The organism is Stenomitos frigidus ULC18 (genome assembly GCF_003003795.1).
Lineage (GTDB): Bacteria > Cyanobacteriota > Cyanobacteriia > Leptolyngbyales > Leptolyngbyaceae > Stenomitos > Stenomitos frigidus_A.
The window spans coordinates 77,356-95,943 of sequence record NZ_PVWK01000063.1 but is presented as its reverse complement, the minus strand read 5'-3'; the positions used below and the strand labels follow the sequence as shown (position 1 = coordinate 95,943).

Below are 18,588 nucleotides of genomic sequence, written 5' to 3'. Positions count from 1 at the left end.
ACTCAAAACTCTTAGCATGGAACCTTTTAATCTCTCATCGGGTCTAGAAAGCATCCGCACACGTATTTTTGGGGTGATCCCTATGGTTAATTTGAGACAATGGCAATCCAGCACGGCGCTTGTAGTTGCCTTAGGCATGGGCACAAGCGCGATCGCACCGCTGGCGATCGCTACGACCGCTACAGCAAACCCTGCTCCCTACACCATGGCGCAGCTCTTTCCCTCACAACAATCGCCTCGTCGAGTCGCTATTCCAGCTGGAACACAACTTCCTGTTCGTTATGATGGCGTACAAAAGATTGTAGTAGCGCCCAATGAGACCAGCCCGCTCACGCTGTTGCTAGCGAAAAATATTCGCTCTTCGTCTGGCGAAATCCTGGTGCGATCGGGTAGCAAAATTAGAGGCGAACTGAGACCTGTGGATGGCGGTTCTCAGTTTTATGCGCAGGACATTACCTTAACCGATGGGACTGTGCAATCGATCGATGCTACCTCTGAAGTGGTCACCAAAACGCAGGAGATTGTTCCGGGAACAAACACTGATGCCGTGCTCAAAGGGGCTGCGATCGGTGCGGGTGCGGCTGCTATCATCTCTGGTGTCACGGGCAAAAAACGCATTACCCTCGGCAAGATCTTGATTGGTGGCGGAGCGGGTGCTCTAGGCGGTTTGATTTTTGGCAAAAAACGAGCAGATGTGATTGTAGTTAATCCTAATAACGACCTCACACTCACACTAAACTCGCCTCTGGCGCTACGTTAACCGTTGCTTGCGGCTTGTTAAAAATTGTAGGAGTGCTTCAACCATCAACTTGCACTACTCTCTGGACTTGAATGCTGCATGCTTCGTTTCTGTGGCTCATGTCGAAGCAATACGTGCCTTAGCGGTTTGGTAGACATTGTTTCGGGCGGTTCGCAAACCGCCCCTACAGCCCTAGATTCAGCAATGCCGCTTTCTATACTGTTCAAGCATCCGCGTCGGTCTGTGGAGTTGCTATGCCTTTAGAAAGGTCTTTATTCTACTGTTTTATCCCTAAAGGGAGACAGTAAAAAGGCTTGATCCCGGTAGATTAGTGAGGTGCTTCAAATGGTGTAGTTGTTATTATCTACTTCATCCGTTCAAGAAGCATTTACTTTCTACACTAATTATGGAGATCATTATGAGCTTAGAAGATAGAGTTAAGGCAACTGCCAAAAACATTGAAGGTAAGGTTCAAGAGGCCGTTGGTAATGTAACTGGTGATCCTCAAGCACAGGCAGAAGGTCAAGCAAAGCAAGCAGAAGCAGCTGGACGTCACAGCGTTGAAGATATCAAAGATAACGTCAAGAAAATCATTGATTAATTACTTCAAATCCAACCAGGGTAATTATTTTCACCTTGCAGGAAGCAAGCTTGATTGTCAGGTTTACTGATTCTTGAATCGCTTTCAAAGAGCTTAGATGGTATCTTTACTGTCTAAGCTCTTAGTTGTTTTTGAAGCGGTTTATATGGTCGGATAATGTTGTCGGCCTATTATACAGGTGGGTTTGGTCGCTATGTTACTGAAGTTTAGACTAAGGACAGGCGCAAATAGCCAACTCTTGGCTGGGCTTACATGGCCTCGAAAAAAGCAAAGCAGTCAGTGAAAGTGGGCGACAAGCTTAGGAAGCAGGGAAAACAGGGGAGGCAGGGGAAGTTTTGAGTTTTGAGTAGCACTTTGCGCCGTTACGCTAGAGAGTTTTGAGCTTGTGCTGACTACCGAGCACTAACCACTAACCACTAACCACTAACCACTAACCACCGACTCACACAAGCACAATACAGACTTGACGTTGACGTTAGAGTTACGCTATAAGTAAAGCGTGAAAGAACGCATGCGGATTGGTGAATTTGCCGAACGGGCGGGTGTGACGCCTCGAACGGTGAGGTATTACGAAAGTTTAGGGCTACTTGGTCCCAGTGAGCGAGCAGGCGCGGGCTTTCGCTATTATACCGATGTTGAATTAGCCATTCTGCAGAAAATCAATATCTACAAAGAGTTGGGTTTGAGCCTGGATGAAATTGCCGTTGTGCTGCCACTTTATTCTCAAGACCCGACTGGAGTGCAAGGAAAGCAAAAGCTCGTCGAAATCCTCAAAGCCCATCTTCAAGAAGCCGATGAGAAGATCGAAGCGCTAAACCAGTTTCGATCGGAATTACAGGCAAACATCGATCGCATCCAACAGTGGATCGATGCGCGCGTCGAAAGCGAGTAATTTTTTTGACTCGAATCTAACGTTAACGTAAAAGTTAAATGAGGCGCAGATGCAAACACTTAAACACACAGACGACCCAAATCGCTATGCAAACGGTTGGGACAAGCTAAAAGAAATTGATGGTGAAGCTGGTGAAAAAGTCATTGAGAGCCTGAAAGACATTGCGCCTGACCTTGGACGCTACATTATCGAATTTGCTTTTGGCGACATTTATGCTCGTCCGGGACTGGATTTGAAGTCACGCGAAATGGCGACGGTGGCAGCGCTGACAGCGTTGGGCAATGCACAACCACAGCTCAAAGTGCATATTCACGGGGCGTTGAATGTAGGCTGTACCCGTGAGGAGGTGGTGGAGGTCATTCTACAAATGGCTGTTTATGCAGGCTTTCCAGCAGCGCTGAATGGCATTGCCGCAGCCAAAGAAGTCTTCCAAGAGCGGGATGCGTGAGCTAGTGAACTTAACCACGATCGACCGTTGGTTGGGACGCAAAAGAAACGAAGTATTGATGCAAGGAGAGATTGAACATGGGTGGGAAATTAACTGGAAAAGTGGCGATCGTCACAGGGGCGTCCTCTGGTATTGGGGAAGCCACGGCGATCGCGCTGGCGGCTGAGGGTGCAACGGTGGCGATCGCAGCTCGGAGGAGCGATCGTTTAAGCAAGCTCGCCAAGCGTATTACCGAGAGCGGTGGTCAGGTTTTGTCGATTACTGCCGATGTGTCTGACGAAGATCAGGTCAACGTTATGGTGCAAAAGACGCAGGCAGAATTCGGCAGAGTCGATATTCTCATCAACAATGCGGGCGTGATGCTGCTGGGCATGATCGACGGTGCCAACACCGAAGACTGGCGACGGATGATCAACCTCAACGTGCTGGGGCTGATGTATGCCACGCACAAGGTCTTGCCGCTGATGAAGGCGCAGGGCGAAGGACACATTGTGAATATCTCATCCGTTGCAGGACGTGTTGCCAATGCTGGTTCGGGTGTGTATAACGCCTCTAAATGGGCGGTAGGTGCGTTCTCGGAAGCGTTGCGGAAAGAAGTCTATCAAAGTAATATTCGCGTCACCATCATTGAACCGGGGCTGGTCGCAACAGAACTGCCGCAGCATGTGACTGACCCCAAAGCGAAAGAAACCACTGCAAGCTTTTATGGGTCAGTCAAAAACTTGGAAAGCGAGGACATTGCAGCGGCGATCGTCTATGCCGTCACGCAACCACCGCATGTCAACGTCAACGAAATTCTCATTCGTCCCACAGAGCAAGAGCGGTGAGGTTAACTTTCAGCTATCAGCTCTCAGCCATCAGCTCTCAGTCATCAGCTCATCAACGTATGTCTTGAGCGCCAAGTAAATCACAATTGCGTCAAATAAACCCCAAATATTTTGATAGCTGGTAGCCCAACCAGATGCCGACGAGTCCGCCTATCACGCCAAACAAAATCGAGGTCAGTGAGAGCAAGCTACCGCCCCAGATTGCTGGAATGTAGCTTCCAACAGTGGAGCCCATAAACATTCCAATGCCAATCAGTAGCTTGTTCACAGGTGAAACTCCACGAGTATGCAGTGAACGTTAACAGACGTTGATGACCGTCAGGTGTCAGAGGTGTTGCGAGTACCCTCTGCGAATCATGCCTTGATCGATCGCAAAGATTCGGGCTCAAGCAAACGACCAACAACAGGAGAAGCTTTCATGAAAACGAAAAAACTCGGCAATCAAGGATTGACTGTATCTGAACTCGGGCTTGGCTGTATGGGCATGTCTGAGTTCTACGCTGGACGTGATGAGGCAGAGTCGATCGCCACGCTCCATCGCGCGCTAGAACTGGGTGCCACCTTCCTCGATACTGCTGATATGTATGGGCCGTTTACTAATGAGAAATTAGTCGGTCAGGCCATTAGCGATCGCCGCGATCAGGTGATTTTGGCGACAAAATTCGGCAACGTGAGATCGGAAGAGGGTGGCTTTCTCGGTGTCAACGGTCATCCCGATTACGTCCGTCAGGCTTGTGATGCCTCACTCAAACGCTTGGGCGTCGATGTGATTGACCTTTACTACCAACATCGGGTTGATGCAACGGTGCCGATCGAAGACACGGTAGGTGCAATGGCAGAACTGGTGCAGCAGGGAAAAGTCCGCTATTTAGGCTTATCCGAAGCTGCTCCGGCAACCATTCGACGGGCCCATGCAGTACATCCCATCTCTGCACTGCAAACGGAATATTCTCTCTGGAGCCGTGATCCCGAAGACGAAATTCTGCCGACCATTCGCGAGTTGGGCATTGGCTTCGTGCCCTACAGTCCTCTCGGTCGCGGCTTCTTGTCAGGACAGTTCACCAGTCCAGACGACTTGCCTGCTGACGACTATCGCCGTAATTCACCCCGCTTTCAGGGCGAGAATTTCTATAAAAATCTGGAGTTGGTCGAACAGGTAACGGCGATCGCCACGAAAAAAGGCGTGACGCCGAGCCAGCTTGCCCTCGCCTGGTTGCTGGCTCAAGGCGACGACATCGTACCCATTCCCGGTACAAAGCGCCGCAAATATCTAGAGGAAAATGTTGCTGCGACTGAGATTACGCTGACTCCAGAGGAATTAAGACAAATTGAAGCTGCTGCACCCAAGGGAATTGCAGCGGGCGATCGCTATCCTACTCAACACATGAGTTCAGTGAATCGCTAAGCAGTTGTTAGTGCTTAGTTGTTAGTGTTTAGTTGTTAGTGCTTGGTTGCTAGTTTCAAGCAAACGGCTCAGCTAAGAGGCTGTTTGAAACGTCCTCGCTTATTGCGCCAGTCGCCCGTGATTGAAAATCATGGTCTCACAGGGTAAAGTCCGCTGAAAGGGTAAAGCCTTATGGAGCATGTCTTTAACCCGTTGAAATGGGTCTCGCACCATGAGCTTGGATGTTTAATCACGGGCAGGGTCGCGACAGAGTGAGGAGGCTTTCTACCGTTTCAAATAGACTCTAGCAACGAACAACAGCTGACGATACCGATCGCCTCGTCGCTGAGTTTGGCGACGCGGTGACACCCCTGCAATTTGATGTGACGGATGCAACGGCTATCGGCAATGCGGCGAAACAAGTGCGTGAGCAGCTAAAGGGCGAAACCTTGTTTGGGCTGGTTAATAATGCTGGCATTGCCTTCGCTGGCCCCCTCATGCACTTGCCGATCAACGACTATCGGCGGCAGATAGAAGTCAATAGTTGACCCATTTGAAAGCGGCCGTAAATTGGTGTCACGGTTTAGCGTAGCAGAGTCCACTTTATGAGGCGAACTGCTTTACTCCCCGCAGCAAAATGAGACTGCTGTAGAGCTGAAAGGCTGAGTCCCAATAACTATCAGCTTGGCGAGAGAGGTGAATGTGAGACGTTAAGCGAAGCAGTGGCACCGTAAAGTCCGCAGCCGTTTCAGCAAACGGCGTAAAGTTTGACCAGGTCTCAGCCTGGGGCGTTTGACGCTTGATGAGTGCCATCAACTGATTCCAGTTTGTGCGAATCGTGTTGCGATCGAGTGGGTCGATCGCAGCTTGAGTGCCAACAACCAATCCTTGACCAAATTGATAGCCACTGTCGTGTAGGCGAAGAATACAGCGTCTTCCTGGCAAATGAAGATCACAGAAGTGGGCATAGTCTTGCGTTTCTTCTTTGCGCTCAAGGCGATTACGGTACCCTAAGTCGAGCACCTGCTCAAAAATTGGCAACATGCCTTCTACTCGCTGCCTGACTTCTGACCAATCAAAGCTCAGCAAACCAATCTGATCATGCACATTCTGGCAAACAACCGTGGCTTTGGGTGCTGCTGGCTGGAAGGAATTCACCCGAAAGATCTGAATGGCCTGAATCTCAGGTTGCGAGGCCCAAAAATTTGGCACCCCTGCTTGCTGCAATTCCTGGCTGTAGACTTGCAGCTCACCCGCTAGACCAACCCGATACAAACGCCATCCGCGATTCGGAATCAGCAAGCGTGTCGTGTAGGCATCTAGCTTCATCGCGCGGGCAAAATTCTGGACGACGGTGGCGCGATCGTCTCCCGTAACCGCTTCCAGCACCAAAAAGCCAGTCGCGTTGTTGTTTGGTTCGGCAGTAGCTTGCGCGATCGCCTGCTGTCGGCGTTCTCGCTGTATTGCCTCTACTCGCTGGATGCTTTGGCGCACTTGAATGACCAGCTTTGGATTAGTTGTATCGCGTAGCAGTTGACGATAGCGGTCTAGAGCCACATCAAGCTTGCCAGCCACCTCCTGTAAGCGCCCTGCATAGAACAGTGCCCATGGGTTTTGCGGCGACTGTGCCAGCAGTTGCGATACCAGCTGAGCAGCCAATCGGTAATCCTGGCGGTCAAAAGCAGCAATGATTTCGTCAAGCATGGGAGGAGCGGTGTGAAGGATGAAGGAGAAGTTTTGAGTTTTGAGTTCAGCCTTTAGTTGTAGCTTTTAGCCTTTCCTACTCTCCACTCGCTTCTCATAAACTGCTGCAATCAAGGACAGAGCAACCAAGGGAGCGGTTACAGCACGGAGGATGCGGGCACCGAGAGAGACAGGTTGATAGCCTACCGCGATCGCTTGCTCAACTTCGGCATCAGTCCAGCCGCCTTCGGGGCCAATGGCTATGACGATCGATGGGCTGGCTGCATCAGCGATGGACACTTGCAGACGATCGAGTAAGTGATGGGATGCTCCACGTGCAATACAGAGGTATTTTTGCATAAGTACATCAGGTGTCTGCAGATTGTTGCTCTCTTGCTGAAGATACTTGCTGAAGGAGATCGGTGCATTGAGGCGGGGCACACACAGCCGTTCGGATTGTTCCGCGGCTTCGTTAGCGATGCGTTGCCAGCGTTCCACCTTCTGGGCACTGGGATGCAGAAGGGTGCGATCGCTCATCACAGGCAGAATTTGGTCAACTCCTAATTCGGTCGCTTGACGCACTACATCATCGAAACCATTACCCTTCGGCAACGCTGCTACCAACGTGACACGGATGGGTAGCTCTGTATGAGTGGTAATGGGCTCTAAAAGCTCTGCTTGCACTAGCGCATCAGAGGACTGCACAAAGGTTGCTAGCCATGCATGACCCAGCCCATCCATGACAATGAAGCGATCGTCCTCACCCAACCGCAAGACTCGCTGTAAGTAGTGCTGTTGTGATGAGGCTAAAAGAAGCCGTCCGTTTTGAAGTTGCCCTGGCTCGACAACCAGGCGTTGTAATTGCACGAATTGCTTTTAGCTCATCTAAATTCTGCTTTCTATCACCCTAAGATTAGCGGAGATTAGGCTCTCAAACGACTGGCGTCTCAGCCTCTTGTTTCGCTTGCGTGTAACGCATCTATCCTGATGCAATTGCGATCGTTCTATAACATTAGAATTTCAGCGTTTCGATCGAGCTTTCAATCTAGCAGTAGTATTAAAACGAACTCAGTACAACGCATTTTGCCAGAAATTGGTAAGACGATCGCAACACCTGAACCGTTTTTTCGTTCAAAAAACGCAATTAAAGCATCTTTTGTATACTGAGCTACAGAGTGTTTCACTGTCACAAACGATACGGTACAGACACCATTTCTATGTGTTCGATGTCAGCTTTTACTCGTTGTAAGTTGTCATAACATGATATAAGTGATGGCTATAGAGCGGTTGTTAACAGAGCCGTATTGATGCGATCGTGCTGCTGAACACCTTAGACTTTAAGAAAATTCTACAATATAGAAAAATTAGCTGATTCTGAGTTAATATCTTTGCCAAAGCCTCTCTACATCATGCTAGGGAGGCTTTTATTGTACCTTCCACAATGTCAAGGAGATACCACATATGGGTGATTAAATTATTCTCTTTCTGGAATGCTGTTGATTCGTCCTGTTTACGTCACTAACAACACAGAGGCACTCAATCATGGCAGACACAATTACTTTGCAAGGAATAATCCGAGATTTCTCACCTAATGAGCGACCAGACTTACTCCCAAGCCAGCAAGGCCCTACAAACCATCCAGATTTTGAGGCGGATTTCGACTCGGGAGTACCTGTTGAGCAAGGCATTGTTGGACTAGAGCTTGATAACTCTACCCATAAACCTATTTACGTCGGTGGTACTGATCCAGGTGTCAACCCGAAGTCAACACATGGCGCGGCAGCCTTTGCCCAGTGGTACGCCAATGATCATCCTCACCAAAAGCCATTCTCAATTACGCTAAAAAAGATTCACACGAACCCTGATATTTATAGCTACGATAATCAAGCCTTTTTTCCGATTGACAATGAACTGTTAGGAAATGAAGGTAACGCACATAACTATCATTTCACCTACGAATTGGCTACTGAATTCACGTACCAGGGTGGCGAAGAGTTTACGTTTACTGGTGATGATGACCTATGGGTTTTTATTGATAACAAGCTAGTCATTGATTTAGGTGGCATTCATACCCAAGCGACAAAAACCTTAAAGTTAAAAGACTTGCCATCGCTCAAGGTTGGCATTACGTACAGCCTGCGCTTGTTCTTTGCCGAACGGCATACTACCGAATCTCATTTCCGTATTGATACGACGATCGTCCTCACTCAACCAGTTGCGACGATCGTCGCTTCAGACCCGAATGCAAAGGAATTGGGACTGGATACAGGGGAATTTACCATCAGTCTGGATAAGCCAGCTCTGACTGATCTAACAATTAAGTATGGTGTCACTGGCACCGCAACAGAAGGTGTTGATTACCAGCCGATCCGCAACAGCGTGCTGATGCCCAAAGGGCAGACGAGCGCCAAGATTCTCGTGACGCCGATCGCTGATCAACTGACTGAAGGTTCTGAAACTGTGATCGCTACGCTAATCGGTGGCAGTGGTTATCAAACTGGTACACCCAGCAGCGCGACGGTGACAATTGAAGACAATCCACCAGCGCCGCCAGTTGCTGTCATTGTTGCCACTGATCCACAAGCCTCTGAAGTGGGGTTAGATCCAGGTCAGTTCACCATCATGCTTAACAAACCTGCACCGACGACTCTGATGATTGGCTACAGCGTATCTGGTACCGCAACAGAAGGTGCAGACTATCAGCCAATCGGTCGGAGCGTCCAGATTCCTCAGGGTCAGAGTAGCGCGATCATTCCAGTCAAGCCGATCGCAGATGACCTCGCTGAAGTATCTGAAACCGTGATCGCTACTCTAGTTGCTGGTGCTGACTATCGGTTAGGCGCGAGTATTACCGCTACCGTCACGATCGCGGACAATCCGCCAGTCCCCATCGCTACTCTGTTTGCCAGCGATCCGATCGCCACGAAGCCGGAGCAAGGGAAAGCGCCAACCGACCTGGGTGAATTTACCATTAATTTGGATAAACCTGCGCCCAGACGCCTCGTTATGAGCTTCAGCGTTGCGGGTAGTGCCAAAGAAAATGTCGATTGTCAGCCGATGCCACGCAGTGCCACGTTTGAAGTTGGTCAAACTCAAGCCAAAATCCCGGTTGTGCCAATGGCCGCTCAAAGTTTAGGTCTGGCTAAACCAGACGTTATAGCTACACTGCTACCGCTGGATGGTTGTCAATTAGGTTCACCGATTACTGGCACGGTCGTCATCAAGTTGCCAGATGGCTTTCCAGTGATCGGTCCTCGATAAGGGCTCACCTAGCTCAGTAACATCACCTAACCGACACACTTCTTTGTATACCTGTAGCGGTATAGTCATAACGCCCTACAGGTATACTCCAAATCGTTTCTTGACTAACTAAAACTAAATCTCCAAACAGCAGGCGATTTAGAGACTCGGTAAACAAACATAGACTGCAACTCTAGCAGGGTGAGGATGTGAATATGACTTTTCAAGTGATGAGAAATTCGTTGGTGGCGGCTTCTGGACTATTAGGCGTGCTTCTGCTGGGCTCATCGGCTTGGGCTAGCACACCCAAAACCAGCGCTAAGGATCTTCAAATTCAGACGGCTAGCCCAACAATCAAGTCAGTCGTTTTCGCAGCAAAGCCAGCGGCTCAATTCGCTGGCTCGGTAGTAACGCCACAAAGCAACTTGGCGATCGGCGACATGGCTCCAAAGGTCTCCCTCCAGACGCAATCCTTCAAGAACACAGTGACACCAATCGCTTGGCGGCTCAAACCAGTAAAAGTGATTGCTGACTACCAGCCCAGTCCATATACACCACCCACTAAACCAGCTGCTAAACCCGTTTCTCAACCAGCAAAACCCGTCGAGAACCCAAACCCATCGGATGAACCAATTTCGAGCGGGCCCATCACCTCGGTCTCTCAACTTTCGGATGTAAGACCGACTGATTGGGCTTTTCAGGCACTGCAATCGCTGGTTGAACGCTATGGCTGTATTGTGGGTTATCCCGATCGCACCTACAGAGGCAACCGGGCACTCAGCCGCTACGAGTTCGCAGCCGGATTAAATGCCTGTATGGAGCGCATCAACGAGCTAATTGCTGCTGGCACAGCCGATTTGGTCAAAAAAGAAGACCTGTTGGTGGTGCAAAAGCTGCAAGAGGAGTTTGCTGCTGAACTGGCGACTCTCCGTGGTCGTGTCGATGCGCTAGACGCCCGTGTTGCCACCATTGAGAAGCAGCAATTCTCGACTACTACAAAACTTGTGGGTGAGGCCATCTTTGCCATCAATGACATTTTTGGCAACCAGGTCGACAGCTTAAACAACACGGTGTTTCAAGATCGGGTACGTCTTGGACTACAAACCAGTTTTACTGGCAAAGATGTCTTGAATACACGGCTTGCTGCCAGCAATGCCTCGGCGTTTTTTGTGGTTGGCGATCCCCTTTCACCCTTCGTTTTGACCAATGGTCAACGTAGAGGCACGGTCGAAGGCTCCTTAGCGTCTGGCATCAGCAGTCAAACCAGTAATAACCAGATTTTCCTCGATCGCTTAGATTACACGTTTCCAGTGGGCAAACGCCTCAAATTCTACATTGCGGCTGCAGGTGGCAAGAGCCAGTACTACGTCTCTAGCACCGTCAATCCATTGTTCGAAAACTTTGATGGTGGCAACGGCTCCATTTCTGCCTTTAGTCAGGAGAGCCCCATTTACCGCATTGGTGGTGGTGCGGGCACAGGTTTTAGTTTTGCGCTGGATGACAAGCAAACCTTTGTTTTCTCGGCTGGTTATTTGGCAAGCAATGCCAATATTCCCAGCGGTAGTAATGGACTCTTCAACGGTGATTTTGCCGCTTTAGGACAGCTCACCATTTCACCGAGCGATCGGTTCCAGCTCGGTTTAACTTACGTCCGTGGCTACCACACCAGCGGCAACTCTATCTTTAGCCTGGGCTTTGGCAATAACAACTTTGTCACAGGTACTTTGCCAGCGAATGCCTTTCATACGGCGTTGGGGGTATCAGCAGTGACCAACTCTTATGGGGCAGAGGTGTCGTTTAAACTGAGTCCCAAGCTAGTCATCAATGGCTTTGGTGGCTATACTGACCTGGACTTTTCGGGTGGCGGGAATGGTGAAATCTGGTACTACGGACTGGGTTTGGCATTCCCCGATCTATTCAAAAAAGGCAACCTTGGCGGTATTTTTGTTGGTGTGGAACCGTATTTAGGCAGTGTCAACACCCGTGGGTTGAACTTGAATAATGTGGGTCTGCAGAATGACACCTCCTTACACGTCGAAGGCTTCTACAAATTTCAACTCACAGATAATATTTCCATTACCCCAGGCGTGATCTGGATTACGGCACCAGACCAAAACAGTAACAACGATGACTATGTGGTTCTTACGCTAAGAACCACATTCTCTTTCTAGCGGACTCCTTCTAGCTGCTCGTGCAGGTTACGCCATCAGCAAAGCGCCTCCTTAGACCGCAAAGGGGGCGCTTTGCTGAAGTGATACGGCCAGAACAACATACTGTCATAACCCAGAAACCAATCGCGATTCCGTCATGGCTATTGCCCCTAGCGCCCACTTTATCTGATGAAGTAAGAACGATCGCTTTACCTTAACGCTGACGGCACTTCAAGGTTTACAAGACGTTCTTCATCATTTCTTTAAATAATCGCTATAAAGCAACAACGTTACTTTAATATTTCCTCGCTTTCCTTGTAACGTCGCACTTGAAGAATGCCATAGAATGGAATTAGCAAATGCAATTCGCTCTACTCTTGAAACGTCACATGATCAGGAATTTTGTTGGGGAACGCTGCATTAGAGGTCGCACTACCCTTTAATCTTTCGATCATGTTTTAGCATCTATCATTGGTTCCGGCATATGCCACACAAGGAATCACACCTTGTGATACAGGTTGAAGAAGAGAGAAGTCAATGATGGTCATGCCTACGTTTCTTTGTGAGTCTGCCTTTGTTGGCTGTACTCATACCAGTGCTTTAAGGGCTTCGGCGGTATGAGAGATGAAACTCTAGATCGACAGCAAGAGCTTATTGAATATGCCGGTACCCGCGATATTTTGACTCAGTTGAACAGTGGTCAACTGTTGGTGGTCAATAGTCGCAGACGGAATGGATTGATCATCTATAAACGGTTTCATGCTGAGTTCGCTGGACCCGGTGCCGCAGTGGGCAGTTTCTTTGATGTCGATTGCCAGCGGGCCGTCCCAGTGGGTGACCTCTCGCTTGTCCAGCCAGAGAATCAGGAAGATCGCCAGAAAGCTTATCTGATTCGGCGACAATGGATTCGCTTAACCCAGCAACTGACTGACAATCCTGTACCGTTGCAGCGAGCGCAAATGATTTTGAACCAATTCGAGAACTATTTCGGCGCCGAAACAGTGGCGCAGTTGCCAGATGAAGCCTTTGCTTTGCTAGTGGGTGTGTTGCCACAAAGCATCAGAATGATGCGACGAAACCCTGATAACCTTGAGCTGCGACTGAGATTTTAACGCTTCAAGTTCTGCTTTCAATAGGGTGTCGAGCGGTAGAGGCGATCGCCTCTACTGCTCGACACCTTAGGAGATGTCCAAAGAAAAATTTACTGTCGGGTACGGGCAGGCTTTGCCAGAGTCTGGCCCTCTAGCCGTTAGCCTTGTGATCAAACCTGCCCATACGGGTATTTTGTTTGCTAGAAATCTCCTTATGCTGGCAGGCTAAGCATGTGAGCTTAATTCTAGGAGCGACGGTTACGCTGGATAGATGCGTAACCGTCGATTCGGCTCGTCTCCAAAGCTGCGTGATTTGAGATGGTAGTGTTCCACTAGCTCATGCTGCATCTTACGTACGATCGGAGAGCGTGGTAAAAGTTCAACTGGTTGGCCTTTAGGAATTACAATCTGTTCAACCGCAAGTCTGGCCTCTTCAAGCGCCTCGATTTCGTCCTCACTGCCGCTACTAGAAAATAGGTTGAGATCAGCAATATCAGGCGCGCCAGAGTCGTCCATGTCTAGCATCCGCCTTAACCCGTGGGCAATTTGGGGAATCGTGCTGGCTTTAATGGTGTGAATCGGTACCTGACGAGCTTTGGCAATATGGCGTAGCTTGGAGTGATTCTTGACATGCGATCGCAAGGCCAAAACGGCATCAGCATGGTCAATATCTTTCGTCAGAATGACCGGCAGGTTGAGCGTGCGAATGACTTGATCCAGCTGATGACGGCTGACTGCATACGGATAAACATGCAGAGTATCTTCACCGTTAGGCCCCACTCGTTGCCCAGCTTCACCGAACGTCGCCTCCGGATCACCGTCTAAAATCTCGTGTAAAAAAGCGGCGTTACCACCACCAAATCCGCCTTGCAGCGATTCATCCAGCATTTGCTCAAACTGCTGTTCATCGGGTGACAGGTCAAGCTGGCTTGGAGCCGACAGCGGACGCATCTGTCCAGACGATCGCCAACCACGACTCTGCACCCCACCCAGCCGCCCAGAGCTAACAAAGGCAGAGCGATCGCCAAGATCAGCCTGGCCACCCAACGGATTCAGCGCACTGCGTCCGGGTGCGACGCTGCCACGAGCACTGCGTCGCTGCCCTGTTTGTGCGTCTGCTTCTGCACTAGACAGCTCATGCGTAATGACAACCTTCCCAGTCTCACTCAGCGCACGTACTTGAGGATTGGGCTGGCGACCCCGCAGCAAACTGTCTACGGTTTCGGCCACCTGTTCATGAATGACCCAACGGTGTCGCTCTAGCATTTCCACCGCAATGTCAAATGTGGGTGGTGCTTTGCGCTCCAGCACACTTTTTTGGCTACCGCGTCGGCGCGCCTCTTCATCCCCAAGTGTGACTGACTGAATGCCGCCGATCAAATCTGAAAGCGTTGGGTTCTTAATCAGGTTCTCCAAGCGGTTGCCGTGAGCTGTACCAACCAACTGCACACCCCGTTCAGCAATGGTGCGAGCGGCCAGCGCTTCCAGCTCAGTACCAATTTCATCGATTACAATGACTTCCGGCATGTGGTTTTCCACCGCCTCAATCATGACCTGATGCTGAAGTTCAGGTCGGGCTACCTGCATGCGGCGTGCGCGACCGATCGCGGGATGCGGCACATCGCCATCGCCCGCAATTTCATTAGAGGTATCGATAATGACAACCCGCTTTTCGAGTTCGTCTGCCAGCACACGGGCAATTTCTCTCAACGCCGTAGTTTTTCCAACGCCCGGACGACCGAGCATCAGAATTGATCGACCACTCTCAACCAAATCACGGATCATGCCGATCGTGCCAAAAATCGCTCGGCCCACGCGACAAGTTAACCCAATCACGTCGCCTCGACGATTACGAATGGCACTGATACGGTGCAGCGTCCGTTCGATGCCCGCCCGGTTGTCACCGCCGAAATCACCAACTTTAGTAATACATTCGTCGAGGTCTGCCTGCGAAACCAATGCCTCAGAAAGGTATTCAGCCTGACCGGGAAACCGTGCTTCCGGTCGGCGGCCAATGTCTAAGACGACTTCAACTAACATGTCCTTCTGGGGATGCTGTTCCAAACGCAGTCGAATGGCGTCGGGCAAAATGTCTAGCAGCTTCGTCAAATCGTCTGTAATTTGCATGCCTGTCAGATTAGCGGTATCAGCAGCGAGAAGCGTTTCGGCAGTAGTAGCTGTCGCATCCGGGCGACGTTCCAATGGAGGCACCGACTGTTCAAGATCATGTCCAGTTCCAGTCTGCCTATCAGAAGAATCAATGCCGTTAGGGTTTACCATTTGCTCGATAAAGGAAGAATAAGAGCAGCGAATTAAGAGGTAGATGGTGCTAGGAACAAGAACGCCATCAAAGATTCAAGCGCGTTCGTTGACTCACGTTGAAGGCTTTTAGTTGAGAAACAAGGGTGTGTGCAAGCGTCACTGCTTGCCAAAGCAGTTCAGGTCTTTCTTCTAGCCGGAGCGGCTGTGATCGCCGAGTTGCCTGCTTTGGCTCAGTTGGCGATCGCAGGCTAGCTGTCACTTGAGTCAACGGGAGTAACCGGGGGGCGCTCACTGATTGCTCTAGGTCGCTTGACTCCATCACGCTCGTGTCTAGCTGATTGAGAAGGGGTGTTAGCAACGTGCGGGCGTAGCTACCGTAAGCAACGCCCGCAATATAAGCAGGCATACGGCTAGGGGGAAAAGTATCAGATTGCCGGGTCTCAGCAGAGTCTAACGTTCCTGCTGGGTTGCGCCAATGCGGATGCAGTAATCCCAGAGCTTTCAGTTTTGGCACTGTATGATGATTTGTGCCTCCTGCTAACTGGACGTAACCTGGTAAACCCGTTGCCAAAACTTTTTGACCCAGTTTAACCGCAGCCCTCGTTGCACCCACACCAATATCACCACTCATGGGGCGGCCATCCATTTGCCAAAGTAACGGGCAAGGGAGCGGTGAAATGATGTCGTACAGCGCCCACAAGTAGTCAAGCAACCCATCGCCATCAGGACAGCTAATCGCTACTAGCTTCAGATTGCAGACCCACGGCGCGATCGTTTGCCAAAGTCGCCGAAAGTCTTCTAGATGCCCAACCTGTGTATGAATTTCAAGCGCGTCCACTCCAGCCTGTAAGACGAGTGGCGCGATTACCGCTGGTGTTGAAAGATAAGAGCGGGTTGAAATCTGTTGCACTGGACATACAGGCAAACAACGACCACAACCATAGCAGCGGTCGCCCAGTACACCCGACACCCGTTCATCCACCGGGGAACAGCTCGCCGAAACCTGGTTTCGCTGCATGACTCTGAAGGCTGTCGCGCTATCTGCCGTTGGTGGAGATGGCGCAAAGACAATTGCCTGTGCTGGACAAATCATCTCACAAGGGCGTGGACAGTCAGGTGGGCAGGCGATCGGGTCAAACTCAGCTTTACGAAAGTGAGGATCTTCGCCATCGTTTAAGCTAACCATCAGCCAGGGCAATGCCTGCATGTGCGATCGCGCTAAGTCATCGCTAGCAGCCAGCTCCGAGGCAAGCCTAAGCGCTTCTCTCGCAGTCGCAATCACAGCCGGATCAGCCGCGATATCAACGCAATCCGCCCCGGCAAGCGCATACGCTAGTACCAGGCTCCGAATAGCTGGGAGGTGTTGGAAACTGGCTCCACAAATGAGCTTGAACCAGTCACCTTCCCTCAGGGATCGCAAAGGGTAGTACAGATCAGTCACCCCTACATCCTAGTGCCCCATCTACAAAATTACGAGGCATCCACAGAACTCTTTTCGCAAATGATCGTAGCTTTAAGCTGAAACTAGTGCCTGTACCAAAGGTGTCCAACGGAATGCGCGATCGCCTCCCAGCTCAACTACGATTTTTAGCTTTGGCTCAATTGCAGGCAAAGCCGCCAGATACTCAAGCTCCTGGTTTGATAAGATGGAGCCCTCAATAATCCACAGCAATAACCCTTTAGACTTGGCAGGCAGTTGCTCAATTTGATAGGTCACCAGTGGTGGAATGAAGTAAGTGTAGCCAACTGCTGCACCTGTGCCCGTGCTTTTCTTGCCCAGGTGAGGCGGGCGCACACCATGTACATCGGTCAAATAGGCAGCCAGATCGCCTAAACCACGCGCTGTAATGCTCAGCGACACATAGCCTGCCGTGCGAATCCGTCGTCTATAGCGCCCCTCAAACCCACCTTCTAACGGAACGTACACACCCAATGCGCCCAATGCTTCCAAGTCACGAATGAGCTGCTTGCCAGCCGTAAGTAGTGCCATCGATCCTTCACTCCATTTCTGCTAGATTGCACTGACGCTATATGGTTGCCTGAAGTCTGTTGCCTACTGCATTTAAGTGATCGTTGCGCTTGATAAAACAGTCGTGAATTAACTGAATCCGTGAGAGCAAGATTCGCAGTAGCAGAGTCCTACTCTTAACTATAAGGCTCAATGTCGTCGCTGACTGGCTCACAGCCGAAAAAAGTGGAACGATCGTCAATGCAGCGATAAATCTTTCCGGATGACTAGACAAAACAAGGAATTTCGTTTTATATTAGATGACTGCTGCTGAATTTATGCCGAAGGGCATCCAGGCTCAAGTCTGAATCTGCAAACGTCGGAATTCTAGATTTGCCGGAAATTTACTTCTGCTTCAAAAGGATACTGAGTGGTTGTCTACTCAAGTCCTCGCAGAAATAGGTATTACATGTAGCGTTTATCAAATCTCATCGGCTTTTATAGCTGTTTGAATGGCTTGTTGGGCTGTTACACAGTTTTGTTTTCTAGCGTTGCTAGATTTTGCAGGATGTGGTTTCTGTCTGGCCTTTGCTGCGATCGACTTAATGAAAGCTGTTCTTGGGGTTCTTTGGAGCTTCAAGACTTATAAATGTGCTTTTGTACGTGTAGAAATGGAGTCTAGTCACCGTGTCTGTTGGTATCCTCGGCACAAAACTCGGTATGACCCAGGTGTTTGACGAAACGGGTAAGGCTATTCCCGTTACTGTCATTCAAGCTGGACCATGCACCATCACGCAAGTGAAAACAGCCCAGACAGATGGCTACGCTGCGATCCAGGTTGGATACGGTGACGTGTCTCAGAAAGCGTTGACAAAGCCAGAGCTAGGGCATCTTGCAAAATCAGGCAGTGCTCCTGTACGTCACCTCCACGAATATCGTCTGGATGCTCCTGGCGAGTTTGAGCTCGGCCAGCAGCTCAAGGCTGATGCCTTCGAGGTTGGTCAGGTTGTTGATGTCATTGGTACCAGCATTGGTCGTGGCTTCGCAGGTTATCAGAAGCGGCATAACTTTAGACGGGGTCCCATGGCACACGGCTCTAAGAACCATCGTGCACCCGGCTCTACTGGGGCAGGAACAACGCCTGGTCGTGTCTATCCCGGTAAACGGATGGCAGGTCGTTTAGGTGGCGGTCAAGTAACCATTCGGAAGTTGACGGTCGTGCGAGTCGATGCCGATCGTAATCTGTTGCTCATCAAGGGTGCGGTGCCCGGCAAGCCCGGTGCGTTGCTTAACATTGTCCCAGCAACATTGGTTGGTCGCTAG

At 50.2% G+C, this 18,588-nt stretch carries 17 protein-coding genes and 1 pseudogene; 12 read left to right on the top strand and 6 right to left on the bottom strand.

Features of this window, described 5'->3' with window-relative positions; translation table 11 throughout:
• The first annotated feature begins 16 nt into the window (after window positions 1–16).
• The 5 genes from C7B82_RS12155 (at window position 17) to C7B82_RS12135 (ending at window position 3,507) form a co-directional block, all read left to right on the top strand.
• Window positions 17–760 (top strand): hypothetical protein, encoded by a 744-nt coding sequence (locus C7B82_RS12155; protein WP_245939846.1) that lies wholly within the window; start codon window positions 17–19, stop codon window positions 758–760.
• Between the two features lie 397 nt (window positions 761–1,157).
• The gene (locus C7B82_RS12150; protein ID WP_106256568.1) at window positions 1,158–1,340 is read left to right on the top strand and encodes a CsbD family protein; all 183 of its coding nucleotides are present in this window, start codon (window positions 1,158–1,160) and stop codon (window positions 1,338–1,340) included.
• A gap of 511 nt (window positions 1,341–1,851) precedes the next feature.
• The gene (locus C7B82_RS12145) at window positions 1,852–2,232 is read left to right on the top strand and encodes a MerR family transcriptional regulator (protein ID WP_106256549.1); all 381 of its coding nucleotides are present in this window, start codon (window positions 1,852–1,854) and stop codon (window positions 2,230–2,232) included.
• Between the two features lie 49 nt (window positions 2,233–2,281).
• Window positions 2,282–2,680 (top strand): carboxymuconolactone decarboxylase family protein, encoded by a 399-nt coding sequence (locus tag C7B82_RS12140; protein ID WP_106256548.1) that lies wholly within the window; start codon window positions 2,282–2,284, stop codon window positions 2,678–2,680.
• Between the two features lie 77 nt (window positions 2,681–2,757).
• The gene (locus C7B82_RS12135; protein WP_106256547.1) at window positions 2,758–3,507 is read left to right on the top strand and encodes an SDR family NAD(P)-dependent oxidoreductase; all 750 of its coding nucleotides are present in this window, start codon (window positions 2,758–2,760) and stop codon (window positions 3,505–3,507) included.
• 91 nt (window positions 3,508–3,598) lie between these two features.
• Here the strand turns inward: C7B82_RS12135 and C7B82_RS32240 are convergent, their stop codons facing one another.
• Entirely contained in the window at window positions 3,599–3,775 is a 177-nt protein-coding gene (locus tag C7B82_RS32240; protein WP_181357460.1) for a hypothetical protein, read from the bottom strand.
• A 150-nt stretch (window positions 3,776–3,925) separates the two neighbouring features.
• Here C7B82_RS32240 and C7B82_RS12130 point away from each other — a divergent pair, with 150 nt between their 5' ends.
• Together C7B82_RS12130 and C7B82_RS12125 are read left to right on the top strand one after the other, a co-directional pair.
• Complete coding sequence (locus C7B82_RS12130; protein ID WP_106256567.1) at window positions 3,926–4,912, top strand: aldo/keto reductase; 987 nt, start codon at window positions 3,926–3,928, stop codon at window positions 4,910–4,912.
• Between the two features lie 311 nt (window positions 4,913–5,223).
• Window positions 5,224–5,439 (top strand): annotated as a pseudogene (locus C7B82_RS12125) (SDR family NAD(P)-dependent oxidoreductase); the annotation flags it as partial.
• Between the two features lie 55 nt (window positions 5,440–5,494).
• Here C7B82_RS12125 and C7B82_RS12120 read toward each other — a convergent pair.
• On the bottom strand, window positions 5,495–6,595 hold the full coding sequence (locus tag C7B82_RS12120; RefSeq protein ID WP_106256545.1) for a tetratricopeptide repeat protein: 1,101 nt from the start codon (window positions 6,593–6,595) through the stop codon (window positions 5,495–5,497).
• A 66-nt stretch (window positions 6,596–6,661) separates the two neighbouring features.
• Window positions 6,662–7,441, bottom strand: coding sequence for a 16S rRNA (uracil(1498)-N(3))-methyltransferase (locus C7B82_RS12115; protein ID WP_106256544.1), 780 nt, complete (start codon window positions 7,439–7,441; stop codon window positions 6,662–6,664).
• A gap of 675 nt (window positions 7,442–8,116) precedes the next feature.
• Between C7B82_RS12115 and C7B82_RS12105 the strand changes: the two genes are divergently transcribed.
• The 4 genes from C7B82_RS12105 to C7B82_RS34265 all read left to right on the top strand — a co-directional run bounded on the left by C7B82_RS12105 (window position 8,117) and on the right by C7B82_RS34265 (window position 13,284).
• A complete protein-coding gene (locus C7B82_RS12105; RefSeq protein WP_106256542.1) occupies window positions 8,117–9,835 on the top strand; it encodes a fibro-slime domain-containing protein in 1,719 nt (572 codons plus the stop codon).
• A 194-nt stretch (window positions 9,836–10,029) separates the two neighbouring features.
• On the top strand, window positions 10,030–11,985 hold the full coding sequence (locus C7B82_RS12100) for an iron uptake porin (protein ID WP_181357459.1): 1,956 nt from the start codon (window positions 10,030–10,032) through the stop codon (window positions 11,983–11,985).
• Between the two features lie 596 nt (window positions 11,986–12,581).
• On the top strand, window positions 12,582–13,076 hold the full coding sequence (locus tag C7B82_RS12095) for a hypothetical protein (protein WP_106256541.1): 495 nt from the start codon (window positions 12,582–12,584) through the stop codon (window positions 13,074–13,076).
• A 73-nt stretch (window positions 13,077–13,149) separates the two neighbouring features.
• A complete protein-coding gene (locus C7B82_RS34265; RefSeq protein ID WP_281258965.1) occupies window positions 13,150–13,284 on the top strand; it encodes a hypothetical protein in 135 nt (44 codons plus the stop codon).
• Between the two features lie 29 nt (window positions 13,285–13,313).
• Here C7B82_RS34265 and C7B82_RS12090 read toward each other — a convergent pair whose 3' ends face one another.
• From C7B82_RS12090 to ndhN, 3 genes are all read right to left on the bottom strand, one after another.
• Window positions 13,314–15,335 carry a R3H domain-containing nucleic acid-binding protein gene (locus tag C7B82_RS12090; protein ID WP_219904298.1) on the bottom strand — a complete coding sequence of 674 codons (2,022 nt, stop codon included), beginning with the start codon at window positions 15,333–15,335 and terminating at the stop codon, window positions 13,314–13,316.
• 67 nt (window positions 15,336–15,402) lie between these two features.
• The gene (ldpA, locus tag C7B82_RS12085) at window positions 15,403–16,758 is read right to left on the bottom strand and encodes a circadian clock protein LdpA (RefSeq protein WP_106256540.1); all 1,356 of its coding nucleotides are present in this window, start codon (window positions 16,756–16,758) and stop codon (window positions 15,403–15,405) included.
• Between the two features lie 72 nt (window positions 16,759–16,830).
• On the bottom strand, window positions 16,831–17,307 hold the full coding sequence (ndhN, locus tag C7B82_RS12080) for an NAD(P)H-quinone oxidoreductase subunit N (RefSeq protein WP_106256539.1): 477 nt from the start codon (window positions 17,305–17,307) through the stop codon (window positions 16,831–16,833).
• A gap of 645 nt (window positions 17,308–17,952) precedes the next feature.
• Here ndhN and rplC point away from each other — a divergent pair.
• A complete protein-coding gene (gene rplC, locus C7B82_RS12075; protein ID WP_106256538.1) occupies window positions 17,953–18,588 on the top strand; it encodes a 50S ribosomal protein L3 in 636 nt (211 codons plus the stop codon).

What these genes read in the sequence shown, in the direction of transcription:
- C7B82_RS12100 (WP_181357459.1), top strand. Translation starts at nt 10,030, where the DNA reads ATGACTTTTCAAGTGATGAGAAATTCGTTGGTGGCGGCTTCTGGACTA.
- C7B82_RS12135 (WP_106256547.1), top strand. Translation starts at nt 2,758, where the DNA reads ATGGGTGGGAAATTAACTGGAAAAGTGGCGATCGTCACAGGGGCGTCC.
- C7B82_RS12140 (WP_106256548.1), top strand. Translation starts at nt 2,282, where the DNA reads ATGCAAACACTTAAACACACAGACGACCCAAATCGCTATGCAAACGGT.
- ndhN (WP_106256539.1), bottom strand. Translation starts at nt 17,307, where the DNA reads ATGGCACTACTTACGGCTGGCAAGCAGCTCATTCGTGACTTGGAAGCA.
- C7B82_RS12130 (WP_106256567.1), top strand. Translation starts at nt 3,926, where the DNA reads ATGAAAACGAAAAAACTCGGCAATCAAGGATTGACTGTATCTGAACTC.
- C7B82_RS34265 (WP_281258965.1), top strand. Translation starts at nt 13,150, where the DNA reads ATGTCCAAAGAAAAATTTACTGTCGGGTACGGGCAGGCTTTGCCAGAG.
- C7B82_RS12145 (WP_106256549.1), top strand. Translation starts at nt 1,852, where the DNA reads ATGCGGATTGGTGAATTTGCCGAACGGGCGGGTGTGACGCCTCGAACG.
- C7B82_RS12095 (WP_106256541.1), top strand. Translation starts at nt 12,582, where the DNA reads ATGAGAGATGAAACTCTAGATCGACAGCAAGAGCTTATTGAATATGCC.
- C7B82_RS12120 (WP_106256545.1), bottom strand. Translation starts at nt 6,595, where the DNA reads ATGCTTGACGAAATCATTGCTGCTTTTGACCGCCAGGATTACCGATTG.
- C7B82_RS12105 (WP_106256542.1), top strand. Translation starts at nt 8,117, where the DNA reads ATGGCAGACACAATTACTTTGCAAGGAATAATCCGAGATTTCTCACCT.
- C7B82_RS12150 (WP_106256568.1), top strand. Translation starts at nt 1,158, where the DNA reads ATGAGCTTAGAAGATAGAGTTAAGGCAACTGCCAAAAACATTGAAGGT.
- C7B82_RS12155 (WP_245939846.1), top strand. Translation starts at nt 17, where the DNA reads ATGGAACCTTTTAATCTCTCATCGGGTCTAGAAAGCATCCGCACACGT.
- C7B82_RS12090 (WP_219904298.1), bottom strand. Translation starts at nt 15,335, where the DNA reads ATGGTAAACCCTAACGGCATTGATTCTTCTGATAGGCAGACTGGAACT.